This window comes from Ruminococcus sp. FC2018 (genome assembly GCF_000621805.1).
Lineage (GTDB): Bacteria > Bacillota > Clostridia > Oscillospirales > Ruminococcaceae > Hominimerdicola.
Window position 1 is genome coordinate 156,930 of record NZ_JHXH01000004.1, and the last position, 20,689, is coordinate 177,618.

The 20,689-nt window shown below is 46.7% G+C and carries 27 protein-coding genes; 21 read left to right on the forward strand and 6 right to left on the reverse strand.

Annotated elements, in window-relative coordinates; genetic code table 11:
- The first annotated feature begins 75 nt into the window (after positions 1–75).
- Entirely contained in the window at positions 76–774 is a 699-nt protein-coding gene (gene pnuC, locus T494_RS0104260; protein WP_028505230.1) for a nicotinamide riboside transporter PnuC, read from the forward strand.
- A 33-nt stretch (positions 775–807) separates the two neighbouring features.
- On the opposite strand, the gene T494_RS0104265 is transcribed toward pnuC, so the two are convergent.
- The gene (locus tag T494_RS0104265; RefSeq protein WP_051540056.1) at positions 808–1,311 is read right to left on the reverse strand and encodes a YfcE family phosphodiesterase; all 504 of its coding nucleotides are present in this window, start codon (positions 1,309–1,311) and stop codon (positions 808–810) included.
- Between the two features lie 79 nt (positions 1,312–1,390).
- Here T494_RS0104265 and T494_RS0104270 point away from each other — a divergent pair, with 79 nt between their 5' ends.
- Genes T494_RS0104270 through T494_RS0104280 form a run of 3 tightly spaced genes read left to right on the forward strand, consistent with a single transcriptional unit; the run spans position 1,391 to position 2,392 of the window.
- Positions 1,391–1,633, forward strand: coding sequence for a hypothetical protein (locus T494_RS0104270; RefSeq protein WP_037343886.1), 243 nt, complete (start codon positions 1,391–1,393; stop codon positions 1,631–1,633).
- A gap of 11 nt (positions 1,634–1,644) precedes the next feature.
- Positions 1,645–2,073: a hypothetical protein gene (locus tag T494_RS0104275; protein WP_242836378.1), complete on the forward strand. Its 429-nt coding sequence runs from the start codon at positions 1,645–1,647 to the stop codon at positions 2,071–2,073.
- On the forward strand, positions 2,051–2,392 hold the full coding sequence (locus T494_RS0104280) for a hypothetical protein (RefSeq protein ID WP_242836379.1): 342 nt from the start codon (positions 2,051–2,053) through the stop codon (positions 2,390–2,392). The genes T494_RS0104275 and T494_RS0104280 overlap by 23 nt, the downstream gene beginning before the upstream one ends.
- Before the next feature lie 46 nt (positions 2,393–2,438).
- On the opposite strand, the gene rpmE is transcribed toward T494_RS0104280, so the two are convergent.
- The 4 genes from rpmE to gdhA all read right to left on the reverse strand — a co-directional run bounded on the left by rpmE (position 2,439) and on the right by gdhA (position 5,464).
- Complete coding sequence (rpmE, locus tag T494_RS0104285) at positions 2,439–2,639, reverse strand: 50S ribosomal protein L31 (protein ID WP_028505235.1); 201 nt, start codon at positions 2,637–2,639, stop codon at positions 2,439–2,441.
- 200 nt (positions 2,640–2,839) lie between these two features.
- The gene (locus T494_RS0104290) at positions 2,840–3,448 is read right to left on the reverse strand and encodes a hypothetical protein (protein ID WP_028505236.1); all 609 of its coding nucleotides are present in this window, start codon (positions 3,446–3,448) and stop codon (positions 2,840–2,842) included.
- A gap of 32 nt (positions 3,449–3,480) precedes the next feature.
- Positions 3,481–4,005, reverse strand: coding sequence for a DUF5662 family protein (locus T494_RS0104295; protein ID WP_028505237.1), 525 nt, complete (start codon positions 4,003–4,005; stop codon positions 3,481–3,483).
- A gap of 109 nt (positions 4,006–4,114) precedes the next feature.
- On the reverse strand, positions 4,115–5,464 hold the full coding sequence (gene gdhA, locus T494_RS0104305; RefSeq protein WP_028505238.1) for an NADP-specific glutamate dehydrogenase: 1,350 nt from the start codon (positions 5,462–5,464) through the stop codon (positions 4,115–4,117).
- A 303-nt stretch (positions 5,465–5,767) separates the two neighbouring features.
- Between gdhA and nth the strand changes: the two genes are divergently transcribed.
- From nth to T494_RS0104345, 8 genes are all read left to right on the forward strand, one after another.
- On the forward strand, positions 5,768–6,400 hold the full coding sequence (gene nth / locus T494_RS0104310; RefSeq protein WP_028505239.1) for an endonuclease III: 633 nt from the start codon (positions 5,768–5,770) through the stop codon (positions 6,398–6,400).
- Positions 6,401–6,416: 16 nt separating this feature from the next.
- On the forward strand, positions 6,417–7,037 hold the full coding sequence (locus T494_RS0104315; RefSeq protein ID WP_028505240.1) for a YigZ family protein: 621 nt from the start codon (positions 6,417–6,419) through the stop codon (positions 7,035–7,037).
- Positions 7,038–7,148: 111 nt separating this feature from the next.
- The gene (locus T494_RS0104320; RefSeq protein ID WP_028505241.1) at positions 7,149–8,144 is read left to right on the forward strand and encodes a deoxyguanosinetriphosphate triphosphohydrolase; all 996 of its coding nucleotides are present in this window, start codon (positions 7,149–7,151) and stop codon (positions 8,142–8,144) included.
- A 29-nt stretch (positions 8,145–8,173) separates the two neighbouring features.
- A complete protein-coding gene (locus T494_RS0104325; protein ID WP_028505242.1) occupies positions 8,174–8,602 on the forward strand; it encodes a hypothetical protein in 429 nt (142 codons plus the stop codon).
- Between the two features lie 44 nt (positions 8,603–8,646).
- Positions 8,647–10,425, forward strand: coding sequence for a DNA primase (gene dnaG, locus T494_RS0104330; RefSeq protein WP_028505243.1), 1,779 nt, complete (start codon positions 8,647–8,649; stop codon positions 10,423–10,425).
- 70 nt (positions 10,426–10,495) lie between these two features.
- On the forward strand, positions 10,496–11,596 hold the full coding sequence (gene rpoD, locus T494_RS0104335; protein WP_028505244.1) for an RNA polymerase sigma factor RpoD: 1,101 nt from the start codon (positions 10,496–10,498) through the stop codon (positions 11,594–11,596).
- Positions 11,597–11,617: 21 nt separating this feature from the next.
- Entirely contained in the window at positions 11,618–12,067 is a 450-nt protein-coding gene (locus tag T494_RS0104340) for an Rrf2 family transcriptional regulator (protein ID WP_028505245.1), read from the forward strand.
- Positions 12,048–12,920: a GH25 family lysozyme gene (locus tag T494_RS0104345; protein ID WP_028505246.1), complete on the forward strand. Its 873-nt coding sequence runs from the start codon at positions 12,048–12,050 to the stop codon at positions 12,918–12,920. Before T494_RS0104340 ends, T494_RS0104345 begins: the two co-directional genes overlap by 20 nt.
- An 88-nt stretch (positions 12,921–13,008) precedes the next feature.
- On the opposite strand, the gene T494_RS0104350 is transcribed toward T494_RS0104345, so the two are convergent.
- Entirely contained in the window at positions 13,009–13,251 is a 243-nt protein-coding gene (locus T494_RS0104350) for an AbrB/MazE/SpoVT family DNA-binding domain-containing protein (protein WP_028505247.1), read from the reverse strand.
- Between the two features lie 197 nt (positions 13,252–13,448).
- Between T494_RS0104350 and T494_RS0104355 the strand changes: the two genes are divergently transcribed.
- From T494_RS0104355 to T494_RS0104400, 9 genes are all read left to right on the forward strand, one after another.
- On the forward strand, positions 13,449–14,021 hold the full coding sequence (locus T494_RS0104355; RefSeq protein WP_028505248.1) for a nucleoside recognition domain-containing protein: 573 nt from the start codon (positions 13,449–13,451) through the stop codon (positions 14,019–14,021).
- A complete protein-coding gene (locus T494_RS0104360; RefSeq protein WP_028505249.1) occupies positions 14,018–14,530 on the forward strand; it encodes a nucleoside recognition domain-containing protein in 513 nt (170 codons plus the stop codon). Before T494_RS0104355 ends, T494_RS0104360 begins: the two co-directional genes overlap by 4 nt.
- 184 nt (positions 14,531–14,714) lie before the next feature.
- Positions 14,715–15,419 carry an amino acid ABC transporter permease gene (locus T494_RS0104365; protein WP_242836380.1) on the forward strand — a complete coding sequence of 235 codons (705 nt, stop codon included), beginning with the start codon at positions 14,715–14,717 and terminating at the stop codon, positions 15,417–15,419.
- A gap of 19 nt (positions 15,420–15,438) precedes the next feature.
- A complete protein-coding gene (locus T494_RS0104370; protein WP_028505251.1) occupies positions 15,439–16,161 on the forward strand; it encodes an amino acid ABC transporter ATP-binding protein in 723 nt (240 codons plus the stop codon).
- A 60-nt stretch (positions 16,162–16,221) separates the two neighbouring features.
- Complete coding sequence (locus tag T494_RS0104375; RefSeq protein WP_028505252.1) at positions 16,222–17,004, forward strand: transporter substrate-binding domain-containing protein; 783 nt, start codon at positions 16,222–16,224, stop codon at positions 17,002–17,004.
- A 118-nt stretch (positions 17,005–17,122) separates the two neighbouring features.
- Positions 17,123–17,608 (forward strand): GNAT family N-acetyltransferase, encoded by a 486-nt coding sequence (locus tag T494_RS0104385; protein ID WP_081777212.1) that lies wholly within the window; start codon positions 17,123–17,125, stop codon positions 17,606–17,608.
- 18 nt (positions 17,609–17,626) lie between these two features.
- Positions 17,627–18,664 (forward strand): O-acetyl-ADP-ribose deacetylase, encoded by a 1,038-nt coding sequence (locus tag T494_RS0104390; RefSeq protein ID WP_028505254.1) that lies wholly within the window; start codon positions 17,627–17,629, stop codon positions 18,662–18,664.
- Between the two features lie 132 nt (positions 18,665–18,796).
- A complete protein-coding gene (locus T494_RS12250) occupies positions 18,797–19,450 on the forward strand; it encodes a vWA domain-containing protein (RefSeq protein ID WP_051540058.1) in 654 nt (217 codons plus the stop codon).
- Positions 19,451–19,539: 89 nt separating this feature from the next.
- Positions 19,540–20,655, forward strand: a complete 1,116-nt coding sequence (locus T494_RS0104400) for a hypothetical protein (RefSeq protein ID WP_028505255.1) — start codon at positions 19,540–19,542, stop codon at positions 20,653–20,655.
- Positions 20,656–20,689: the final 34 nt, after the last annotated feature.

The window sequence follows — 20,689 nt, forward strand, 5'->3', positions numbered from 1 at the left end:
CGGTGCACAAGCACTCGTTACACATCGTTAGGTCTTTGAAGATGTGTGAGGGGTGTTGTTTTTTGGGAGGGCTCAATGAAATCAAAGCTAAGATTGATGTACAGCTATTTTACTTTGTTTGAAAAAATACTCCTGACAGCTTCCCTGCTGGTTATGACCGCATCATATATTGTTTTCAAAGGCTCGGGGACCCTGTCCTTTATCGCCTCGCTCATAGGTGCGTTTTCCCTGATTTTCTGTGCAAAGGGAAATCCTGTGGGACAGCTGCTTATCATTATTTTCAGCATGATCTATGCTTTTATATCCTACCGTATGCACTACTACGGAGAGATGGTCACATATGCCACAATGACAGCACCTATGGCTGCAGCTTCACTGTATGTATGGCTGAAAAATCCCTACGGAAAATCCCGTGCACAGGTCAGGGTCCGCAGCGCAAACGGCAAGGAGCTTGCGGCGATCATTCTTATCACGATCCCGGTAACTGTTGCGTTTTATTTTATACTTGATTATTTCGGCACCGCAAACATCGTGCCCTCCACCCTCTCGGTGGCAACCAGCTTTCTTGCGGTTGCACTCACCTTCCGCCGGTGCGCACTGTATGCTGTGGCTTACGCCATGAACGACGTTATTCTCATTGTGCTGTGGCTGCTTGCAAGTATAGAGAACACCTCATACGTCCCAATGCTGACTTGCTTTGCGGTGTTCCTTGTAAACGATATATACGGCTTTATAAACTGGAACAGGCTTTTAAAACAGCAATCTGAAAACTAAAAGGCCAACGCTCTGTATTTACAGGGCGTTTTTTTATTTCAGCTCAACGTGGGAACAGAATATTCCTCCGCCGTCAAGCAGATCAATAAACGCATAGCTCGGAGGAAGTCCGTCACGGGGCTGACCTGCGCTGCCGGGGTTGAGCATATACATCTGCCCGTCGTAAGACAGAAACCTGCAATGGGTGTGCCCGAAAAGGACCACCGATGCTCCAAGCTCCATGCCTTTGTAAAAAAGCCGGTTCTTTGTGGTGTTTACGCTGTAGGTATTGCCGTGGCAGGCAAATATTTTTCTTCCGTCCGGTGCGGTATATACAAGTTCTTTGGGGGCTTGGCTTATAATATCGCAGTTGCCCTTAACGCTTAATATCTGCTTTTGGGGGTACAAAGTGCTGATAGTATCTATTTCCCCGGCACCGTCGCCGAGAAAAATAAAAAGGTGTGCGTCCTGATTTTGCTTAAAGATCCTCTGAACCGCTCCGAAATTGCCGTGAGAATCGGAAAAAACCACAATGCGCATATTTTTCTTTTCACTCAACCTTTTTCCCCTCCTCACATATAATAGTAAAGTATAACATAAATATTTTATAAACACAACGGTAAAAGGAGATTTTTTTATGAACAGCAACATGGATCAGAAAAAGTTAGGGCTGCTTCTGGCAATGGCATCAAAAAAGCTTGGCACCTCGCCGCAGGCGCTTAAAGATCAGCTTGAACGGGGGGATCTCAGCAGTGCGTTATCAAGTCTCCCCAAGGATCAGGCGAATTCCCTGAAGCAGGTGATCGGTGACAAAAATGCCGCAAAAAGCGTGTTATCGTCCCCACAGGCTCAGGAGATCTACAAAAAGCTTGGCAAGTAGGTGAATAATCTATGGATGACCTTATGGCAAAGCTCCAGAGCGTGCTTAACGATGAACAGAGCATGAAACAGCTTTCACAGCTGGCAGGAGCACTTTCCGGTGACGATGCCTCACAGGCACAGCCTGCCGCCGGAGAGGCTGTTCCAAACGATTTTTCCCAGCTGCTCAAAGGACTTGACCTTCAGCCTCAGCCTCAGCAGCCTGCTCCCCCGTCAACATCAGGTATTGACGTTGCAAAGCTTATGCAGCTGCAGACTATTTTACAGCAGGCAAACAAGCACGACAAAAACGTGGACCTGCTGCTGGCTTTGCGCCCACTTCTGAAAGAGGAGAACCAGGTGAAGATAGACAGACTTATAAAAATATTCAAGCTGTTTTCCGTTTACCCTGCATTAAAGCAAAGCGGTCTTCTGGGAGGTGACCTGTTTGGAATACTCTGATGATTTCAACACCATGAAGCAGGAGGCTATCCGCCGTGTGAAACAAATGCAGCAGCGTTCTCAGAGTGCGCTGGGCACGCAGCAGGATACTCCCAATACCGCCAACAGCACAGCTGCCGATGAAGCTGCAAAAAGCCCCGACCTCAGCTCGCTCATTGGCGGTCTGCTTGGGGGCGGACACTCAGATGGCAAGCTTTTTGATATCGCAGGCATACCAATCGATGAGGAAAAAGCCCTTATCGGTATGCTCATTTACATACTGTACAAGCAGGGCGCAGACATAAAGCTGCTCCTTGGACTCGGGTATCTTCTTTTATAGACAAAAAAAGAGCGGATATGACCTATCCGCTCCTTTATTTTCCTTATCAGTCAAGGTTAAACTTCTTCTTGAATCTGTCAACACGTCCGCCTGTATCAACAAGCTTCTGCTTTCCTGTGTAGAAAGGATGACACTTTGAGCAGATTTCTACCTTGATGTCCTTCTTTGTGGAACGAGTCTTTATCACATTGCCGCAAGCGCAGGTGATAGTAGTCTCCTCGTAGTTAGGGTGAATGCCCTCTCTCATTGCAAAAACCTCCTTTTAAACTAAAATTATGACTCATAGAAGCCCATCATTTCAGTTTAGACAGTAGTTCTATGTAGCTATCATTATTCGCTGCCCATTCCGAACAGCCTTATAAGTATAACACACATTTTTTCGCTTGTCAAGTCCCGCACACATATTTTTAATAGAAAAGCGCCTGCTTTTTGCAGACGCTGAAAGTCCTATTTCTTTTCCTTGCCAAAATGCAAAAATGCAAGTATACCGATAGGCAGGAAGTATGCACACCACGCAACAAGTGCGAGCCTTCCGCCGAGACCGTCGCCGCCGGACGACATTTTTGAGAACATACCCGTTATCGGCATAAACGTACAGCTGAAGTAGAATACGCCGTGTATCATCATAAGTGCTCTGAGCCACTTGTCCGCCTTGTTCTTCGGTTTCATCGCAAGCCCCGTGAAGAAAGTCGAAAGTGCCATCACGCCGTAGCCGAGCAGGTCGTAGTTGAAGATAAGTCCGAAACTGTTAAACTTTAACAGCTTTGACGCCTGTTCGTTCAGCTGCTCGTTGTTTACCGTGGTCAGCTGTGTAAAGTAGACAAGCATAATAAACACGCTGTACACTGCCGCAAGAACCATACCGATGTTCGCAGCAACTTTGCGGTCGCTTTCAATTTCGTTGTGCAGACCTGCCGTCATCATGATAAACCCTACCGGCAGGATAAGGCACACAAAGTAACCGCCCAAAGAATAGTTGATGAGCAGAAACAGTGCGAACAGGAATACTGTCACCGTTACTATCGCCGAGCCGACTTTTGAAATTGTTTTGTTCATTTTTGTTATCCCTCATATTTTTTATATTTTTATCAGTATCTTTTCAGTCGTCTGATGTACGCAAATGTCCTGTCTTCGCCCTTTTGCGCAAGCATAGTCAGCAGTTTTTCGATAAGCGCCGCTGTCTCGGGGTGAATGACCCTTATGCCCTTTGCCTTGCTGTAATACTCCAAAGGACTTGAATCGGTGTAGTTTTCTTTCATATATATCTTGCTTGCAGCCACTCTGTCGCAGAACATTTCCTTGACGTATCTCAGCGGCATTTTCACAGGCTCCATACGGCGTGTTTTGGGATTGTAGTCTGTCCAGTATTCAAAGTGGTGCTTGTTCCTGCCCTTGTGGTGCATCCAGGCATATGAAAACCCGTGGTCCTCACGTTCTCCCTCGTTAGGGGATCGGGTGCCCTGGTAGAATTTACAGCCGTAGAAAAACTCGCTGGGCATATACTTGGAAAGGTCGTGGAAAAGCCCCTGGAAGCCGATACCCGCCTTGAAGCAGTTTCTGATAACGGCGTGGCGGTGGGTGGTAATGGTTTTAAAATGTCCGATGATGTTCACTGTATCATCTCCTTGCTGAAAGCATTATAACACATTTTCAGCAGATTTGCAACAAAAAAGAGACTGCTTTTTACAGCAGCCTCTTTATATTTACAGATAGAAGTTTTTATCAAACAACGCCCTGAGCCTTCATAGCCTCAGCTACCTTCAGGAAGCCTGCGATGTTTGCGCCTGCGATGAGGTCATCACCAAGACCGTACTCCTTAGCAGCAGCTACGGAAGCGGAGAAGATGTTCTTCATGATCTGGTGCAGCTTAGCGTCAACCTCTTCAGCTGTCCAGTTGTATCTCATGGAGTTCTGGCTCATCTCAAGACCGGAAACTGCAACGCCGCCTGCGTTAACAGCCTTAGAAGGACAAACGATTGCGCCGTTCTCTCTGAGATATGCAACAGCATCAGCGGTTGTAGGCATATTTGAAACCTCAACATAGTACTTAACGCCGTTAGCGATGATGTTCTTAGCGTCCTCAAGAGTTACCTCGTTCTGAGTTGCGCAAGGCATTACGATGTCTACCTTCTGCTCCCAAGGCTTCTTGCCAGCAAAGAAAGGTACACCGAACTTGTCAGCGTAATCCTGAGCTCTGTTTCTGCAGGAAGCTCTCATCTCAAGCAGGTAATCAACCTTTTCGCCTGTGATTCCGTCTGCATCGTAGATGTAGCCGTCAGGACCGGAAATTGTTACTACCTTACCGCCCAGCTCGTTGACCTTCTTGATAGTACCCCAAGCAACGTTGCCGAAGCCTGATACTGCAAAGGTCTTGCCCTTGATGCTGTCGCCGAAGTGCTCGAGCATCTCAACTGTGTAGTAAACTGCGCCGAAGCCTGTTGCCTCAGGTCTGATAAGTGATCCGCCGTACTGCATACCCTTACCTGTGAGCACGCCAACAAACTCGTTTCTGAGTCTCTTGTACTGACCGAACAGATAGCCGATCTCTCTTGCGCCTACACCGATGTCACCGGCAGGAACGTCTGTGTCAGCACCGATGTGCTTGCAAAGCTCTGTCATAAAGCTCTGGCAGAATCTCATAACCTCAGCGTCGGACTTGCCCTGTGGGTCAAAGTCAGAACCGCCCTTGCCGCCGCCCATAGGAAGGCTTGTAAGGCTGTTCTTGAAGATCTGCTCAAATCCCAGGAACTTGATTACAGATGCACATACTGTCGGGTGGAATCTCAGACCGCCCTTATATGGTCCGATAGCTGAGTTGAACTGTACTCTGAAACCTCTGTTGACCTGTACCTTGCCGTTGTCGTCAACCCAAGGGACTCTGAACATTACCTGTCTCTCAGGCTCAACGATCCTGTCGAAAACGCCTGCGTCAATAAGATCCTGTCTTTTGTCTGCTACAGGAACAAGGCTCTCAAGAACCTCATATACTGCCTGGAGAAACTCCTTCTCGCCGGGGTTTCTCTTCTCAACGTTCTCGTACACTTTCTGAAGGTACTCGTTTTTCAATGCCATCTTAAAAACTCCCATCTTTAAATTATTGCCGTAAACCCGTCCGGACCATCTTTCCCGGACATTTTAATTACGATAGGCTTATTATAACATACACTTTAAAATTTTGCAAGAGTAAATCGCTGAAATTTCAAATTTTTATACATAATACGAAAAAATGCAGCTGAAATATGTCCGTTTTGGCGGATTTGCAAAAAACGGTTGCATAACTGCCTGCATCAGCTTGCAAAAATGAAAGAAAACCGCCGTTGACGAAAAATGCAAAAAGGTGTATAATGATGTATGCTGTAAAACGGAGGGAATGACATGAAAAAATCAGAGCTTGTGAGCACAATAATACAAAGACTTGAACAGACCTATCCCGACGCATTGTGCTCGCTTGTGTATGAAAAGCCTCACGAGCTTATGATAGCAGGCAGGCTGTCAGCTCAGTGTACAGATGCAAGGGTGAATATAGTTACAAGGGAGCTTTTTGCAAAGTACCGCTCTATCGAGGATTTTGCAAATGCTGATGTTGACGATGTTGCAAAGATCGTCAAGCCCTGCGGATTATACAAAACAAAGGCAAAGTCCATAGTAGGTATGTGCAGACAGATAGTGCAGGACTACGGCGGAGAGATACCCGACACCATTGAGGAGCTTACAAAGCTTGAGGGCATCGGCAGAAAGACTGCAAACCTTGTAATGGGAGATGTGTTCCACAAGCCTGCTGTTGTGTGCGATACCCACTGCATACGCATCTGCGGAAGACTCGGGCTGACTAAGAACAAGGACCCGCAGAAAGTGGAGACTGATCTTCGTAATATACTTCCACCGGATAAGTCATCCGACTTTTGTCACCGCATGGTGCTTTTTGGCAGAGAGTTCTGCAAAGCACGAGGTGAACGCTGTGCAGACTGCCCCTTGGGTGACATATGCAAAAGCTGCAAGAAACAATAAAACAGAGGAAAGATAAATGAGCTATAAAACCATATATGAACAGGCACAGGACAGCTTTGTGGAAAAAAAGAGCGAATTTATCGGACACATCGCTCCGGTAAAGACATCTGAAGAGGCTGTGGCTTTTATAGAGAAAATAAAGGCGGAAAACCGCAAAGCCCGCCACAATGTGTATGCATATATCCTTCGCAGCGAAAACACCTCTCGCTATTCTGACGACGGCGAGCCTCAGGGAACAGGGGGGATCCCCGTTTTAGATGTGCTGCAAAAAGCAGGGCTGACAGATGTGTGCGTTGTTGTAACAAGATATTTCGGCGGTGTGCTGCTGGGAGCAAACGGACTGGTAAGGGCATATTCACAGGGCTGCAAGCTTGCGGTGAATGCTGCAAGGATAATGCAGATGCACGAATGTTCCCGCTTTGAGTTCTCATGCGATTACAATATGTACGGCAAGATCAGCTATGTCCTCCCCGATTTTCAGGTCATAAAGGAAAAAGAGGACTTTGCAGACGTTGTGAACATCAGCGTTCTGGTCAAAGCTGAGCTTTGCAAGGCGTTCAGAGAGAAAATTACAGATATATCTAACGGACAGATAGACCTGTCGGAAGAACCAAATCTCGAGGCTGACTTTGCCTGATTTTTGTCATAAAGTACAAAAACGTAAAAACCTTTATGAAAAATAAAGGTTTTTATTATTTTATAAAGTATAATGTCTTATAGAGACGTTATGACAGGAGGTGGGTTCCGGGTGGAGCCGAGAGAGTATACAGAAAAACTTGAAAAAGATACGTTATGTGAATTTGCCTGCCTTAGCAGTCAGACAAAGGGGCGTAAAGAGCCCATTGAAAAATGCCGCCTTCGCACAGAATTCCAGCGTGACAGGGACAGGATACTGCACTGCAACTCTTTCAGACGCTTAAAACACAAAACTCAGGTTTTCCTCTCCCCTGCAGGCGACCATTACAGGACACGTCTTACACATACCCTTGAGGTCTCCCAGATAGCAAGGACAATGGCAAGAGCCCTGCGGCTCAATGAGGACCTTACAGAGGCAATCGCACTGGGGCACGACCTGGGACATACCCCTTTCGGACACGCAGGCGAAAGGATGCTGGACAAGCTTAATCCAAATGGATTTCACCACTATGAGCAGAGTCTGCGTGTGGTAGACTACATTGAAAACAACGGCGAAGGTCTTAACCTTACCTATGAGGTCAGGGACGGCATAGTAAAGCACACCAACCAGTGGGCAGAGACTAAAGAAGGACAGATAGTCCGTTATGCCGATGTTATCGCATACATCAACCACGATATAGACGATTCCGTCCGTGCAGGTATACTGCGTGAAGAGGACATTCCAAAAAGCATTACAGATATTCTTGGAAACTCAAAATCCCGGAGGATAACCTCCCTGATAAGCTCTATAATCAATAACGGCGCAGAAGATCTGCATATGGATGACAATGTGGCACAGGCGTATCACGCTTTGCACAAGTTCATGTTTGATTTTGTGTACACAAATCCCAAATGCAAGGCTGAGGAGGGCAAGGCACAGGAAATGATAGGTGCCTTGTACGACTACTATATCTCCCATATCGAGGTGCTGCCACAGGTCTATCTGAGCGGTGCGTACAAATTCGGAGCCGACACAGCAGTGTGCGATTATATCGCAGGCATGACAGACGGATTTGCGGTCGAGGCGTTCAAGGAGCTGTTTATCCCCAAAGGCTGGACGAAGTATTAAGGGACAATAAATACAGGGGAGATCAAACTATGGATACTGTAAAAAAAGGATTGAAGATCGTCGGGATCATCTTTGGCTCGCTTATGCTGATACAGTTTATTTTTGTGGAGATCTTTCTTCTCAAAGGGGACGAAACAAGCTTTGGCGACATAACAGCTGTTATCAGAGTTTCATTTGGCGCCCAGTATGTTGAGCTGTCCAATACCACAGATAAAGACGGCAACCCGGAACAGACCATAATGGTAAAGGAAGAATCAGATCTGAAAAAGATCTTTGCCGACAATAAATGTGTGATGACAGGTCATCTGGAGGACCATTTTTACAACTATAAGACCGCAAGCGGAAAAGAGTTTATTCTTTATCCTATGACCAGAGTTCCCGGCGGAGTATACGCCACCTTCATCCTCAGCGGAGCCACTATGGACGACGTTAAAAGCAAAAAAACAACACTGAGCTGATATATACATAAATAATAAACAAAAAATCGAAAGGAGAAAAGACAATGCCTCTGCCGCAGGATTTTATTGACCGGCTGAAGGCTGCCAACCCCATTGATGAGGTCATGGGCAGCTATGTTACATTAAAACGTGCAGGCAGGGACTATGTTTGCCTTTGCCCTTTCCATAACGAAAAAACACCCTCCTGCCATGTCCACACCGACAAGGAGTTCTTCCACTGTTTCGGATGCGGAGCTGGCGGAGATGTGATAACCTTTGTGATGAAGTATCACAACCTTGACTACTGGGAAGCTGTAAAAATGCTGGCGGAGCGGGGCAACGTACCCTTGCCCGAGACTACCCCCGGTTACAGCGACAGGACCGGTCAGACAAGAAAACGAATGTATGAGATGAACAAGGACGCCGCGCGGTTTTTCTATTCACAGCTTAAAACAGAGAGCGGAAAAGTGTGCCTTGACTATCTTATAAGACAGCGGAAGCTGTCGGTGGACACAATCAAAAAATACGGCATGGGCTTTGCACCAAACAGCTGGAGCGCACTCAAGACCCATATGCTGTCCCTCGGATACTCGGAACAGGAGCTTATCGACGGCTCGCTGATCTCCGTATCGGCAAAGACCGGGCGGTCGTTTGACTTTTTCGTCAACCGTGCCATGTTCCCGTTTATTGACCTTACAGGACATATAGTGGGCTTTGGCGGCAGAGCGCTTTCAGCCGACGACAAAAGAAAATATCTTAACTCCAAGGACACGGCGGTATACAGCAAGGAGCGTTTTCTGTTCTCATTGAACTTTGCAAAAAATGCGGCGGTAAAAAGCCGGCAGATAATTCTTTGCGAGGGAAACCTTGACGTTATTTCCATGCACCAGGCAGGTTTTGAAAACGCTGTGGCATCCTGCGGAACTGCACTGACGGACAAGCAGGCAAGGTCACTTAACCAATATGCAGACCACATTCTTATCTGCTATGACGCAGACGAGGCAGGTCAGAAAGCCACATCAAAAGCCATCGGTATCCTTGAAAACACAGGCTTCAAGACCACGGTGGTTAAAATAAAGGGTGCAAAGGATCCGGACGAGTATCTTAAGCTTTACGGTCCGTTAAAATTCAAGCAGCTTCTGAAAGAGTCGGAAGGCTCGGTGGAATACGAGCTGAAAAAACGACGTGAGGGAATAGATACCGACACGGACATCGGCAAGATAGACTATCTTAAAAAGGCTTACGGCGTGCTGGCAGGGCTTAACTCCCCTGTTGAGCGTGACATTTACATATCAAAGCTTTCAAGAGAGTTCGGTGTGAGCAAGGAAGCCATAAAACAGGAAGTTGAGATGCGGCGCAAAAACGCCAGAAAGCAGCAGGAAAAGCGTGAGTGGCAGCGCACGGTGACATTTACCGATAAGCATCGTGACCAGGTCAACCCCCAGGCTTTTGAACACCCAAAGGAGGACTATGCCGAACAGGGCATTATCTATTATCTTTTCACCAATCCCGACCAATGCGATAATGTGTGCGCAAAAATAACTCCCGGCGAGTTTGTCACCGACCTTAACAGGCGGATATTTGAAAGCCTTACGGCTAAGATAAAGGAAAATGAAGATTTCTCGGTGGCAGCCTTTAACGCTGAATTCTCCCCCGACGAGGTGGGACGGATAGTAGGGCTGCTGGGCAAGTACGAGGAGCTTTCTGTGGACGAGAAGGTTTGCAGCGACTATATCAACGTGCTTAAAAAGTATCACGAAAACAGCGAAAAAAAAGACGTTACCGCAGACAACGAAAGCTTTTTGAAGGAACTTGAACGGCTGAGAAATAAAAACAACGGATAGGACTTCACCCCCACGGGCATATCCCGTTTAACAGGTCAATTATTATATTTCAGATAGGAGAGCATTTTTTATGACAGACAAGAAGCAGATCATGGACAACCTTATGGAGCATGGAAAGGCTGTGGGCAAGCTGACCACAAAGGAGATCACAGACGCTCTGGAAAAGCTTGACTATGACGTTGAACAGATGGATAATTTCTATGACACCTGTGCAAGCCTTAACATTGAGATCATAGACGATATCGTTGTGGACGACAATCTTGACATTTCCAATCCCGAGGAGGATATCGAGCAGACTGACGTTGATATTTCACTTTCCACCGACGGCGTGGCTATCGACGACCCTGTAAAGATCTATCTCAAAGAGATAGGCCGTGTTCCCCTTCTTACCTCCGAGGAAGAGATACAGCTTGCCGAAAGCATGGCAAGCAACAACGAGAAAGACGCTTCAAAGGCACGAAAAAGACTTGCCGAGGCAAATCTGCGTCTTGTGGTTTCTATCGCAAAAAGATATGTGGGCAGAGGCATGAGCTTCCTTGACCTTATCCAGGAAGGAAATATGGGACTTATCAAAGCCGTAGAAAAGTTCGATTATACCAAGGGCTTTAAGTTCTCCACATACGCAACATGGTGGATCAGACAGGCTATCACCAGAGCTATCGCTGACCAGGCAAGAACAATACGTATACCTGTGCACATGGTGGAAACAATAACAAAAGTAAAGAAAGCCTCTTCACAGCTTCTGCATAAGAACGGACATGACCCGTCACCGGAGGAGATCGCCCAGGAGCTGGATATGAGCGTTGAAAGAGTGCGTGAGATAATGCGTATCGCACAGGACCCTGTGTCGCTGGAAACACCTATCGGTGAGGAGGAGGATTCCCACCTTGGCGACTTTATCCCGGACGATGACGCTCCGGCACCGGCAGAGGCTGCATCACTTGTACTTTTGAAAGAACAGATCAACCAGGTGCTTTCTACTCTTACCGAGCGTGAAGAGCAGGTGCTCAGACTCAGATTCGGTCTTGAGGACGGAAGATCAAGAACACTGGAAGAGGTCGGCAAAAAGTTCAATGTCACCCGTGAGAGAATAAGACAGATCGAAGCCAAGGCACTGAGAAAGCTTCGTCACCCCAATAGAAGCAACAAGGTCAGGGATTATCTTGATTGATAAAAAGGACAGGTATAAGAAATGTATATAACACTTGAGACAGATTACGCCGTGCGCATCGTTTCAGAGCTTTGCAAGAAGAACGAAAAGATCGATGCCAAGACACTTTCGTCCCATACAGGAGTTCCCCTGCGGTTTGCTGTGAAAATACTGCGCAAGCTGGTGGCACTTGATATAGTAAAGTCATACCAGGGCGTTCAGGGAGGATACAGGATCAACAAAGCTCCCAAAGACATTTCCCTTAAAACCGTTGTGGAAGCCATTGAAGGTACATACTGCTTTTCACGCTGCCTTGCACCCGACGGAGAATGCAACCGTGGCGCAAGCGGTAAATGCTGCAATCAGCGTGCGTTTGCCGAGATAACAAAGCAGGTCAACAAGCTTTTGGATAGCTATGATTTTGAACTGCTGTCCAAGGATCAGGAAGCCATAGACAAGGAACTTGCACAGAATGAGAAGAAGACCGGATAATAACCAGCCCGAATATTCAATACCCATTGACGAGGACGGATATCCTATTGAGGACGAGCCTGAGGAGCTGCCCGACCAGCGGCAGGAACGTAAAAAGACAGGAAGATTTGTAAGAAAGCTTTTGCTCAGGCTTTGTATCATCGGCATCGTTTTGCTGTTGATAGAATTTGCAATACTGCTGTATTCAGGACAGATCTGGTTCAACGAGCCCAAGAAAAAGGATTATCCGGTGCGTGGTCCTGTTATGGATAACAAGGGCGGCGAGATATACTGGTCAAAGTTTTCAAAGCTGAATATCCAGATGTGCTATCTTAGAGCCACCAAGTCCACCTCCTATGTGGACGAAAGCTTTGAGAAAAACAAAGAAGGTGCTTTTCACTCCCTTATACCCGTGGGGGCACTGCACGTGTTTGACATTAAAGCTGAGGGAAAGGCACAGGCTGAAAACTTCCTTTCCGCTGTGGGTGACATGGAAGGCTGGCTTACGCCTGCGGTAGAGATCAGCCCGGGATTGTTTGACAGGCTGTTCGCTCCGGATGTGAACAAGGTCGGAACGAATCTGCGGGACTTTGTAAACACGGTAAAGGAAAAGACAGGGGTGTGCCCGGTCATCAAATGTTCCTCGGGAGCATATGACAAATACATTAAGGGCGAGTTTTCCGACTGCCCCTTGTGGTATGAGAGCCTTTTCTCAGAGCCTGACGACAACATTGACTGGACCTTCTGGGAATACACCAGCCGTACCAGGCTCTCAAGCTATGAACACGACTCCCACAGACTGCACATGAGCGTTTACCGATACGGCGAGGACGAATTCAGAAAACTGATAATAAGCAGGAAAGATACCCAATAAAAGGTATCTTTCTTTTTTATCCACATATAAATAAAAACAGGGCAGGTCAAACCCTACCCTGTAAAGCAATCAATTACTATAAACCAAATTACTTTTTGCCAAGTTCAGCTGCACACTTTTCGCATACAGTTCTGCCCTTGAATTCAACTACGTTCTCAGCCTCACCGCAGAAAATGCAGGCTCTCTGAAACTTCTTGAGTACGATCTTATCGTCATCGGTGTAGATCTCCACTGCATCTTTGACAGCAAGATCATAAGTCCTTCTAAGCTCTATCGGAAGTACGATCCTTCCCAGCTCATCTATTTTTCTAACGATACCTGTTGACTTCATAATATGCATCCCCTTACTTAGATATAAAACCTTATATTTCAACATCTCTCTTCATGGCTACATTATATCAAAAAGATTGCAAAAAGTCAAGAATTTTTTACAACGATTTTTAATTTTTTATTATGTATTTTAAGTATGTGTTAATACGGTTTTGTGTTTATGTTTACATTTATTTACAAAGGTGGCGAAAAAAAACAATGATAGGTGTGATTTCGGCTGTGCTTTGCGCTGTATCCCTATGGGCAGCAGCAGTGCAGGGCAACCTATCCGTGCTTTCAAAAGCGGCGATAGAGTCCTGCTCGGACGCTGTGAGCCTTGCTATAAGCTTGTGCGGCACAATGGCGTTGTGGAGCGGACTTATGCGCATTGCACGCAAAGCCGGGATCATACATTTTTTCGCAAAACTCCTCCGACCGGTTTTAAGCCGCATTTTCAAGGGCTGCTCACCAAAGGCTATGGAATATATAACCATGAATCTTGCCGCCAATATGCTGGGAATATCCAACGCCGCCACGCCTATGGGCATCGAGGCAGTAAAGGAAATGGATAAGCAAGGGGGAAAATATGCCCGCAGAGGCATCGCCATGCTTACCGTTCTCAACACCGCATCAATACAGCTTCTGCCCACCACCATCGGTACTCTGCGAGCTGCACACGGTGCCAGGACCCCTTTAGATGTCACGGTTCCCATACTTGCTGTGTCACTTGTTTCCGCTGCCGCAGGGTGCGCTGTGGTATACGCTCTTAGCATAGGCAGGCGCAAGGTATGAGCGATATTCTGATACCCTCAGTCATAACCCTTATCCTGCTGTGGGGCGTTTTCAAAAAGGTTGATATCGCCCGGGAGTTCGCCGAGGGTGCACGGGAGGGCATAATGACCCTTTTTGAGATACTTCCCTCCCTTGTGCTGGTGATGACCGCTGTGGGGATGTTTACACGTTCGGGTGCGGTGGATATGCTGTCCGCTCTTTTGCTCCCATTCACCCAAACACTGGGCTTCCCGCAGGAATGCGTAAGCCTTGCAATGATACGACCCTTTTCAGGCAGCGGTGCCCTGGCATCTGTTGACAAGCTCCTTGGAAGCGTAAGCCCCGACAGCTTCCCGGGCAGGGTTGCAAGCGTTATAATGGGCTCTACAGAGACAACCTTTTATACCATATCCGTGTACTTTGCCGCCATTAAAAAGAAAGCCTATCCTATGGTATTTGCAGGAGCCTGCTTTGCGGATATATGCGGATTTGTACTGTCGGCACTTGCCGTAAGACTTTATTTTGATTGAAATGCCATCTTCTGCCCCGTGCAAAGATGGCATTTTCTGTATATAAATAGCAGGCGCACATTGCGGTTTTTCGTTAAAATTGCCATTGACTTTAATGGCGATATATGTTAGAATTACCATTGTGACATATTATAATATTGTATAATTATGCATAATTTTTGACAAGGGATTAGGAGTAGTTGCTATGGATATGGTCACGGCTTTCTCTTGGTTTTCGGGATTTCAGGAATCCTTTGAAAAGACCTTTATCCGTGAAGACAGATACAAGCTTTTTATTGACGGAATACTGCTGACGCTGAAAGTCTCACTTCTGGCAGTGGTAATAGGTATAATCATCGGTTTTATAATCGCACTTTTCAATCTCTCAAAGCACCTTCCGCTAAGATTTATCGGAAAGGTCTACACGGATGTGATCCGTGGTACGCCTTCGGTAACACAGCTGATGATAATCTACTTTGTTATTTTTGCATCGGTGGATCTTGAAAAATGGATCATTGCCGCTATTGCTTTTGGTATAAACTCAGGTGCTTACGTTTCGGAAATAATCCGAGCGGGAATAATGTCTATCGACAAGGGGCAGACCGAAGCAGGTCGCTCGCTTGGTCTTAACGGTCGCCAGACCATGCTGAAGATAGTTCTGCCCCAGGCACTTAAAAACATATTCCCTGCACTTTGCAACGAGTTTATCGTACTTATCAAGGAAACGGCTATCGTGGGATACGTTGGTCTTATGGATATCCAGAAAGCCAGCGACTTTGTCAAGAGTGCCACATTTGAAGCAGCAATGCCTCTGCTGGCAACAGCAGTTATCTATTTTGTTATAATCAAAATACTCACCATATGTCTCGGACTTCTGGAAAAGAGACTGAGAAAATCGGACGTAAGGTAAGAAAGGCGGCTGACGGTTTATGATAAAGGTAAAAAATCTTAAAAAGACCTTCGGCGACCTTGAAGTGCTTTGCGGGATAGATGAGCATATCAAAAAAGGCGAGGTCGTGGTGGTCATAGGTCCTTCAGGTTCCGGAAAGAGCACCTTTCTGCGCTGCCTGAATCTGCTTGAGACACCTACCGAGGGAGAAATTTTTATCGACGACGAGAAGATAAATGACCCAAAGGTAGATGTAAACAGGATAAGGCAGAAAATGGGCATGGTCTTCCAGCACTTCAATCTGTTCCCTCACCTGACTATACATGACAACATAACTCTTGCGCCTGTGCTTTTGAAGAAAATGACAAAGCAGCAGGCTCACGATAAGGCTATCGAGCTTCTGGGCAAGGTGGGACTTGAGGATAAGGCAGACGCTTACCCCTCACAGCTTTCAGGCGGACAGAAACAGCGTGTTGCCATTGCAAGAGCACTTGCTATGGAGCCTGAGATAATGCTTTTTGACGAGCCTACATCTGCTCTTGACCCTGAAATGGTGGGTGAAGTGCTTGACGTTATGAAAAGCCTTGCAGACAGCGGAATGACTATGGTGGTTGTAACACACGAAATGGGCTTTGCAAAGGAAGTGGGAACAAGGCTGCTGTTTATGGATCAGGGGATTGTAATGGAAAGCGGAAATCCGAAGGATGTTTTTGAAAACCCGCAGAATGAACGTACACAGAAGTTCCTGAGCAAGGTGCTGTGACACAACATTGTTTATCAGGCGAATATGCCTTATAAAGATATTATAAAGGAGAAGATTAGTATGAAAAAGTTTGTAAAGATCGTAAGCATGACGGTCGCTGCAGCTCTTATGGCTGTTACATTTACAGCTTGCGGAGATTCCAGCAGCTCATCTGATTCAAAGAGCAAGGGCTCGATCAAGTTTGGTACAAATGCAGAGTTCCCTCCGTTTGAGTATGTCGTATCCAAGGGTGTTATCGGCGAGTTCGACGGCATCGATATGGCTATAGCAAAGCAGATCGGCGAGGACAACGACAAGGAAGCAAAGATCGAAAATATGGAGTTTGATTCCCTCCTGGTTGCTCTTGACAACGGTAAGATAGACGCTGCGATCGCAGGTATGACTGTTACCGATGAGAGAAAAGAAAAGGTTGATTTCTCCGAGACATATTACAACGCTAAGCAGGTAATGATCGTTAAGGAAGATTCAGACATTGCAAAGGCTTCCGATATGGCTGACAAGAAGATAGTTGTTATCCAGGGCTACACAGGTGAGACCTGCGTAAAGAAGCTTGGCTTTAGCTATCAGTCCTTCAAGAAGGGTACCGAGGCGATCATGGAGCTTGTTAACGGCAAGTGCGATGTTGTTGTTATCGATTCCGCAACAGCTGACAAGTACGTTAAGGACAACAAGGGTCTGAAGATCGTTGAGGACAACAAGGAGTTTGAGAACGAAGAGTATGCTATTGCTGTTAAGAAGGGTAACAAGGAGCTGCTTGACGAGATCAACAAGTCCATCAAGAAGATGAAGGAAGACGGAAAGATCGCTGAGCTCGCTGCAAAGTACGCTGACTCAACAAACTAACAGCTTTAAGAGGCAATAATCAGGAGCCGGGCTTTGTGGTCCGGCTCTTTTTTTGCCTCAAAGCCGGTGATCTGTTTGGAAAAGAAAAAAAGTGTTGATTTGCAGCCCGTTTTGGTGTATGATTGATGTAGAAACTTTTGGAGATGATTTTGTGGAGCTTATACGAATAGAGTTATGCGACGCACCGACCCTTTGGCAAATGCAGACAGAGGCTTTTCGTGACCTTTTGGAAAAATATCAGGACTTTGAAACGGACCCCGCATGCGAGAGTGTTGAAAAAGTGCAGGCTCGGCTGCAAGACGGCAGCTTTTACTATTTCATAGTCAGCGGTGGCGAAAAGATCGGCGCATTAAGAGTAGTCGCTCAAGGGACTAAAAAGCTGCTTTCTCCGATTTTCATAATGAAACATCATCGCAGCAAAGGATACGCACAGGCAGCAGTAAGACTTGCAGAGCAGATCCACGGCGAACACAGCTGGGAGCTGAGTACGATCCTTCAGGAGCAGGGCAACTGTCATCTCTACGAAAAGCTGGGCTACAAAAGGACAGGCAGGACTGAAAAGATAAACGATAAGATGGATCTGGTCTTCTATGAAAAAGACTGAATAGTAAGGAGGAAAACTATGCCTTTTAATATTATTACGGGAGACATAACAAAAGTTTCGGCTGACGCCATAGTCAACGCAGCAAACTCATCGCTGCTGGGCGGAGGCGGTGTTGACGGTGCGATACACCGTGGGGCAGGCAGCGGACTGCTGGACGAATGCCGCACGCTTGGCGGCTGCAAAACAGGACAAGCCAAGGTCACAAAAGGCTACAAGCTCCCCTGCAAATATATCATACATACAGTCGGACCTGTCTGGCAGGGCGGCGAAAAAGGCGAAAGTGAGCTGCTGCGCTCCTGCTACGACAATTCCCTTGAGCTTGCAAAGCAAAAGGGCTGCGAGAGCATTGCTTTCCCCTTGATATCCTCCGGCGTCTACGGTTATCCAAAGGACAAGGCTTTGCAGGTAGCTGTTAATTCTATCAGAGAGTTTCTTAAAGATAACGACATGGACGTTACCATGGTGCTTTATACAAAAAGCACATTCACCATGGACGGCGGACTTTTTAAAAGCATAAGAGATTATATAAGTACAAACCGGGATCAGCCGGCAGCTGCAAAAGCAAATAGCTTTATGCTTGGTGCGGCAAAAGCTTGCGGGGCAAAGGGATCTGCTCCGGGAATGAGAATGGCTGCGAAGGAAACCACCTACATGGAGATGGCGGAGGAGTGTGCCTGCGAGCCTGCACAGAGTCTTGACCAGTTTGTTATGAGCCACGACGAGTCGTTTTCACAGTCACTGCTCAGACTTATAGACGAAAGCGGTATGAGCGACGTTCAGACATACCGCAAGGCAAACATTGACCGCAAGCTGTTTTCAAAGATACGCAGTGACGTGAATTACAGGCCAAAAAAGCAGACCGTGATCGCTTTTGCCCTGGCACTGGAGCTTGACCTTGAAGGCACGGGTAAGCTTCTTGCCAAGGCAGGCTACACCCTTTCCGACAGTCTTAAATTCGATCTTATCGTGAAGTATTTTATTATGCACAAGAACTATGATGTTTTTGAAATAAACCAGGCACTTTTTGCCTTTGACCAGTCTTTGATAGGCTGCTGAGGAGATCTGCGTACCCATGTGGTGCGCAGATTTTTATTTGTCGCTTTTCAGGCGACCAAACCTCCTTACGGGTGTGGTATATTATAGCTGTAAACAAAACACAACACCAAAGACCTACAAGGAGGAATCACTATGAAAAAGACTGCTTCAAACGAAACAAAGAACCTTACAGAGCTGGTATTCATCATTGACAAGAGCGGCTCCATGTCACCTTTGAGGGACGACACCATCGGCGGATTCAACACCATGATCCAGGAGCAGAAAAAAAACGGCGGACAGATACTTGTGTCCACGGTCATGTTCAGCGAAACATCCCAGGTCGTTCACGACAGAACGGATATTTCCAATATCAAGGAGCTTACCCGTGAGGACTACGCACCAATGGGCTGCACGGCTCTGCTTGATGCTGTGGGCAATGCCGTCAAACACATAGGAAATATCCATAAGTATGCCCGTAAGGAGGATATCCCACAGAAAACATTGTTCGTGATCACCACCGACGGAATGGAAAACGCCAGCACTCAATACACACAGCCTCAGGTCAAAAAGCTGATCGAAAAGCAAAAGGAAAAGTACGGATGGGAGTTTCTTTTCGTAGGGGCAAACATAGACTCTGCGGAAACCGCAGGCTCTATGGGTATCGACCCCCGCAGAGCAGTCAACTACACCGCAAGCAAGGAAGGCACAAAAAGACTTTTCAGAGGTGTGGGCAAGGCTGTTATGGAAGCGTGCTGCTGCGAATGCGGTGCGGAGATAAGCGACGAATGGAAAAAGGAAATAAAATAGGCGCTGAAAAAGGGCTGCGGTTTGCAGCTCTTTTTTCTTGACAACAGCAGGTGTGCTCTGATATAATTCTATAAAAGGAGTGAACGCCCATGAGCAAACAAAGCTTAAAGAGAAAGATCGGCATAATTATAGATATTATCATGTACGTACTGCTTCTGGCGCAGATGCTGTATATTTTCACCGGCAACATTGCCCATGAGATACTGGGCATTGTCTTTTTTGCAAACCTTATAGGGCACATTATAATCAAAAGCTCATGGATAAAGGCTCTTTTAAAAGGCAAGATAAAATTTGATTCCAAGGCACGGGTGTTCTCCACTGTGGTGACAATGCTGCTTTTTGTGTGCATAATAGCTTTGGCTCTGAGCAGCATGGGCGTATCAAGGACCCTGTTCCCCGATATCACATTTTTAGGATATACCGATCTGCACAGGTACCTTGCGACCGCTGTGCTGACCCTTGCAGCCATTCACGGCGGTATGCACGGCTATTTCAGGGCAAAGAAAAAGAAAAAAGCCGTGGTGCTGATATGTCTTGCGGCGGCAGCGTCAATGGCTATCGGGCTTTTTGCTGTGCCTTATATGAACAGGCATCTGCGCAAGGTAGAGGTGCAATACTCTCAGGCAGTTGAAGGAGAAAAGATAAACACCGGCAGTAAAAAGCCGCTGGTGGTGTATTTCACATGGCTTGAAAATTCACAGGTAAGCCATGATACAGATGCAGTCTCCGGAGCTTCCCTGCTCCGTGCAGACGGAGAGCTGATGGGAAGCAACCGGCTTATTGCAGATATGCTCACAGATATGCTCTCCTGCCCCAAGGCATCAATTAAAGTCACAGGAGGTAAATATCCCGGCACCTACTCCAAGACCATATCTGTGGCAGGCGACGAGCTAAAAGAAAAAGCACGCCCGAGCATTGAAAAGGTGGACGTTTCGGGCTATGACAGCATCATCCTTGTGTACCCCCTCTGGTGGGGCAATATACCTATGCCAGTGGCAAGCTTCCTGGAAAGTGCCGACACCAAAGGAATGGATATTTACCTGGTGGCAACACAGGGCAGCACAGGCTACGGCAGCAGCGTAAAGGAGATCAAATCACTTGCAGACGGCAGCGATGTTCATGAAGTGGTGAGCATCTACTGCGAGGATATCCCAAAGGCACGTGAGGTGCTCTTTGCCAAGTTCAAGGAAATATACAAGGACTGATACCCACGGCATAAAAGATAAAACCGAAAGATCA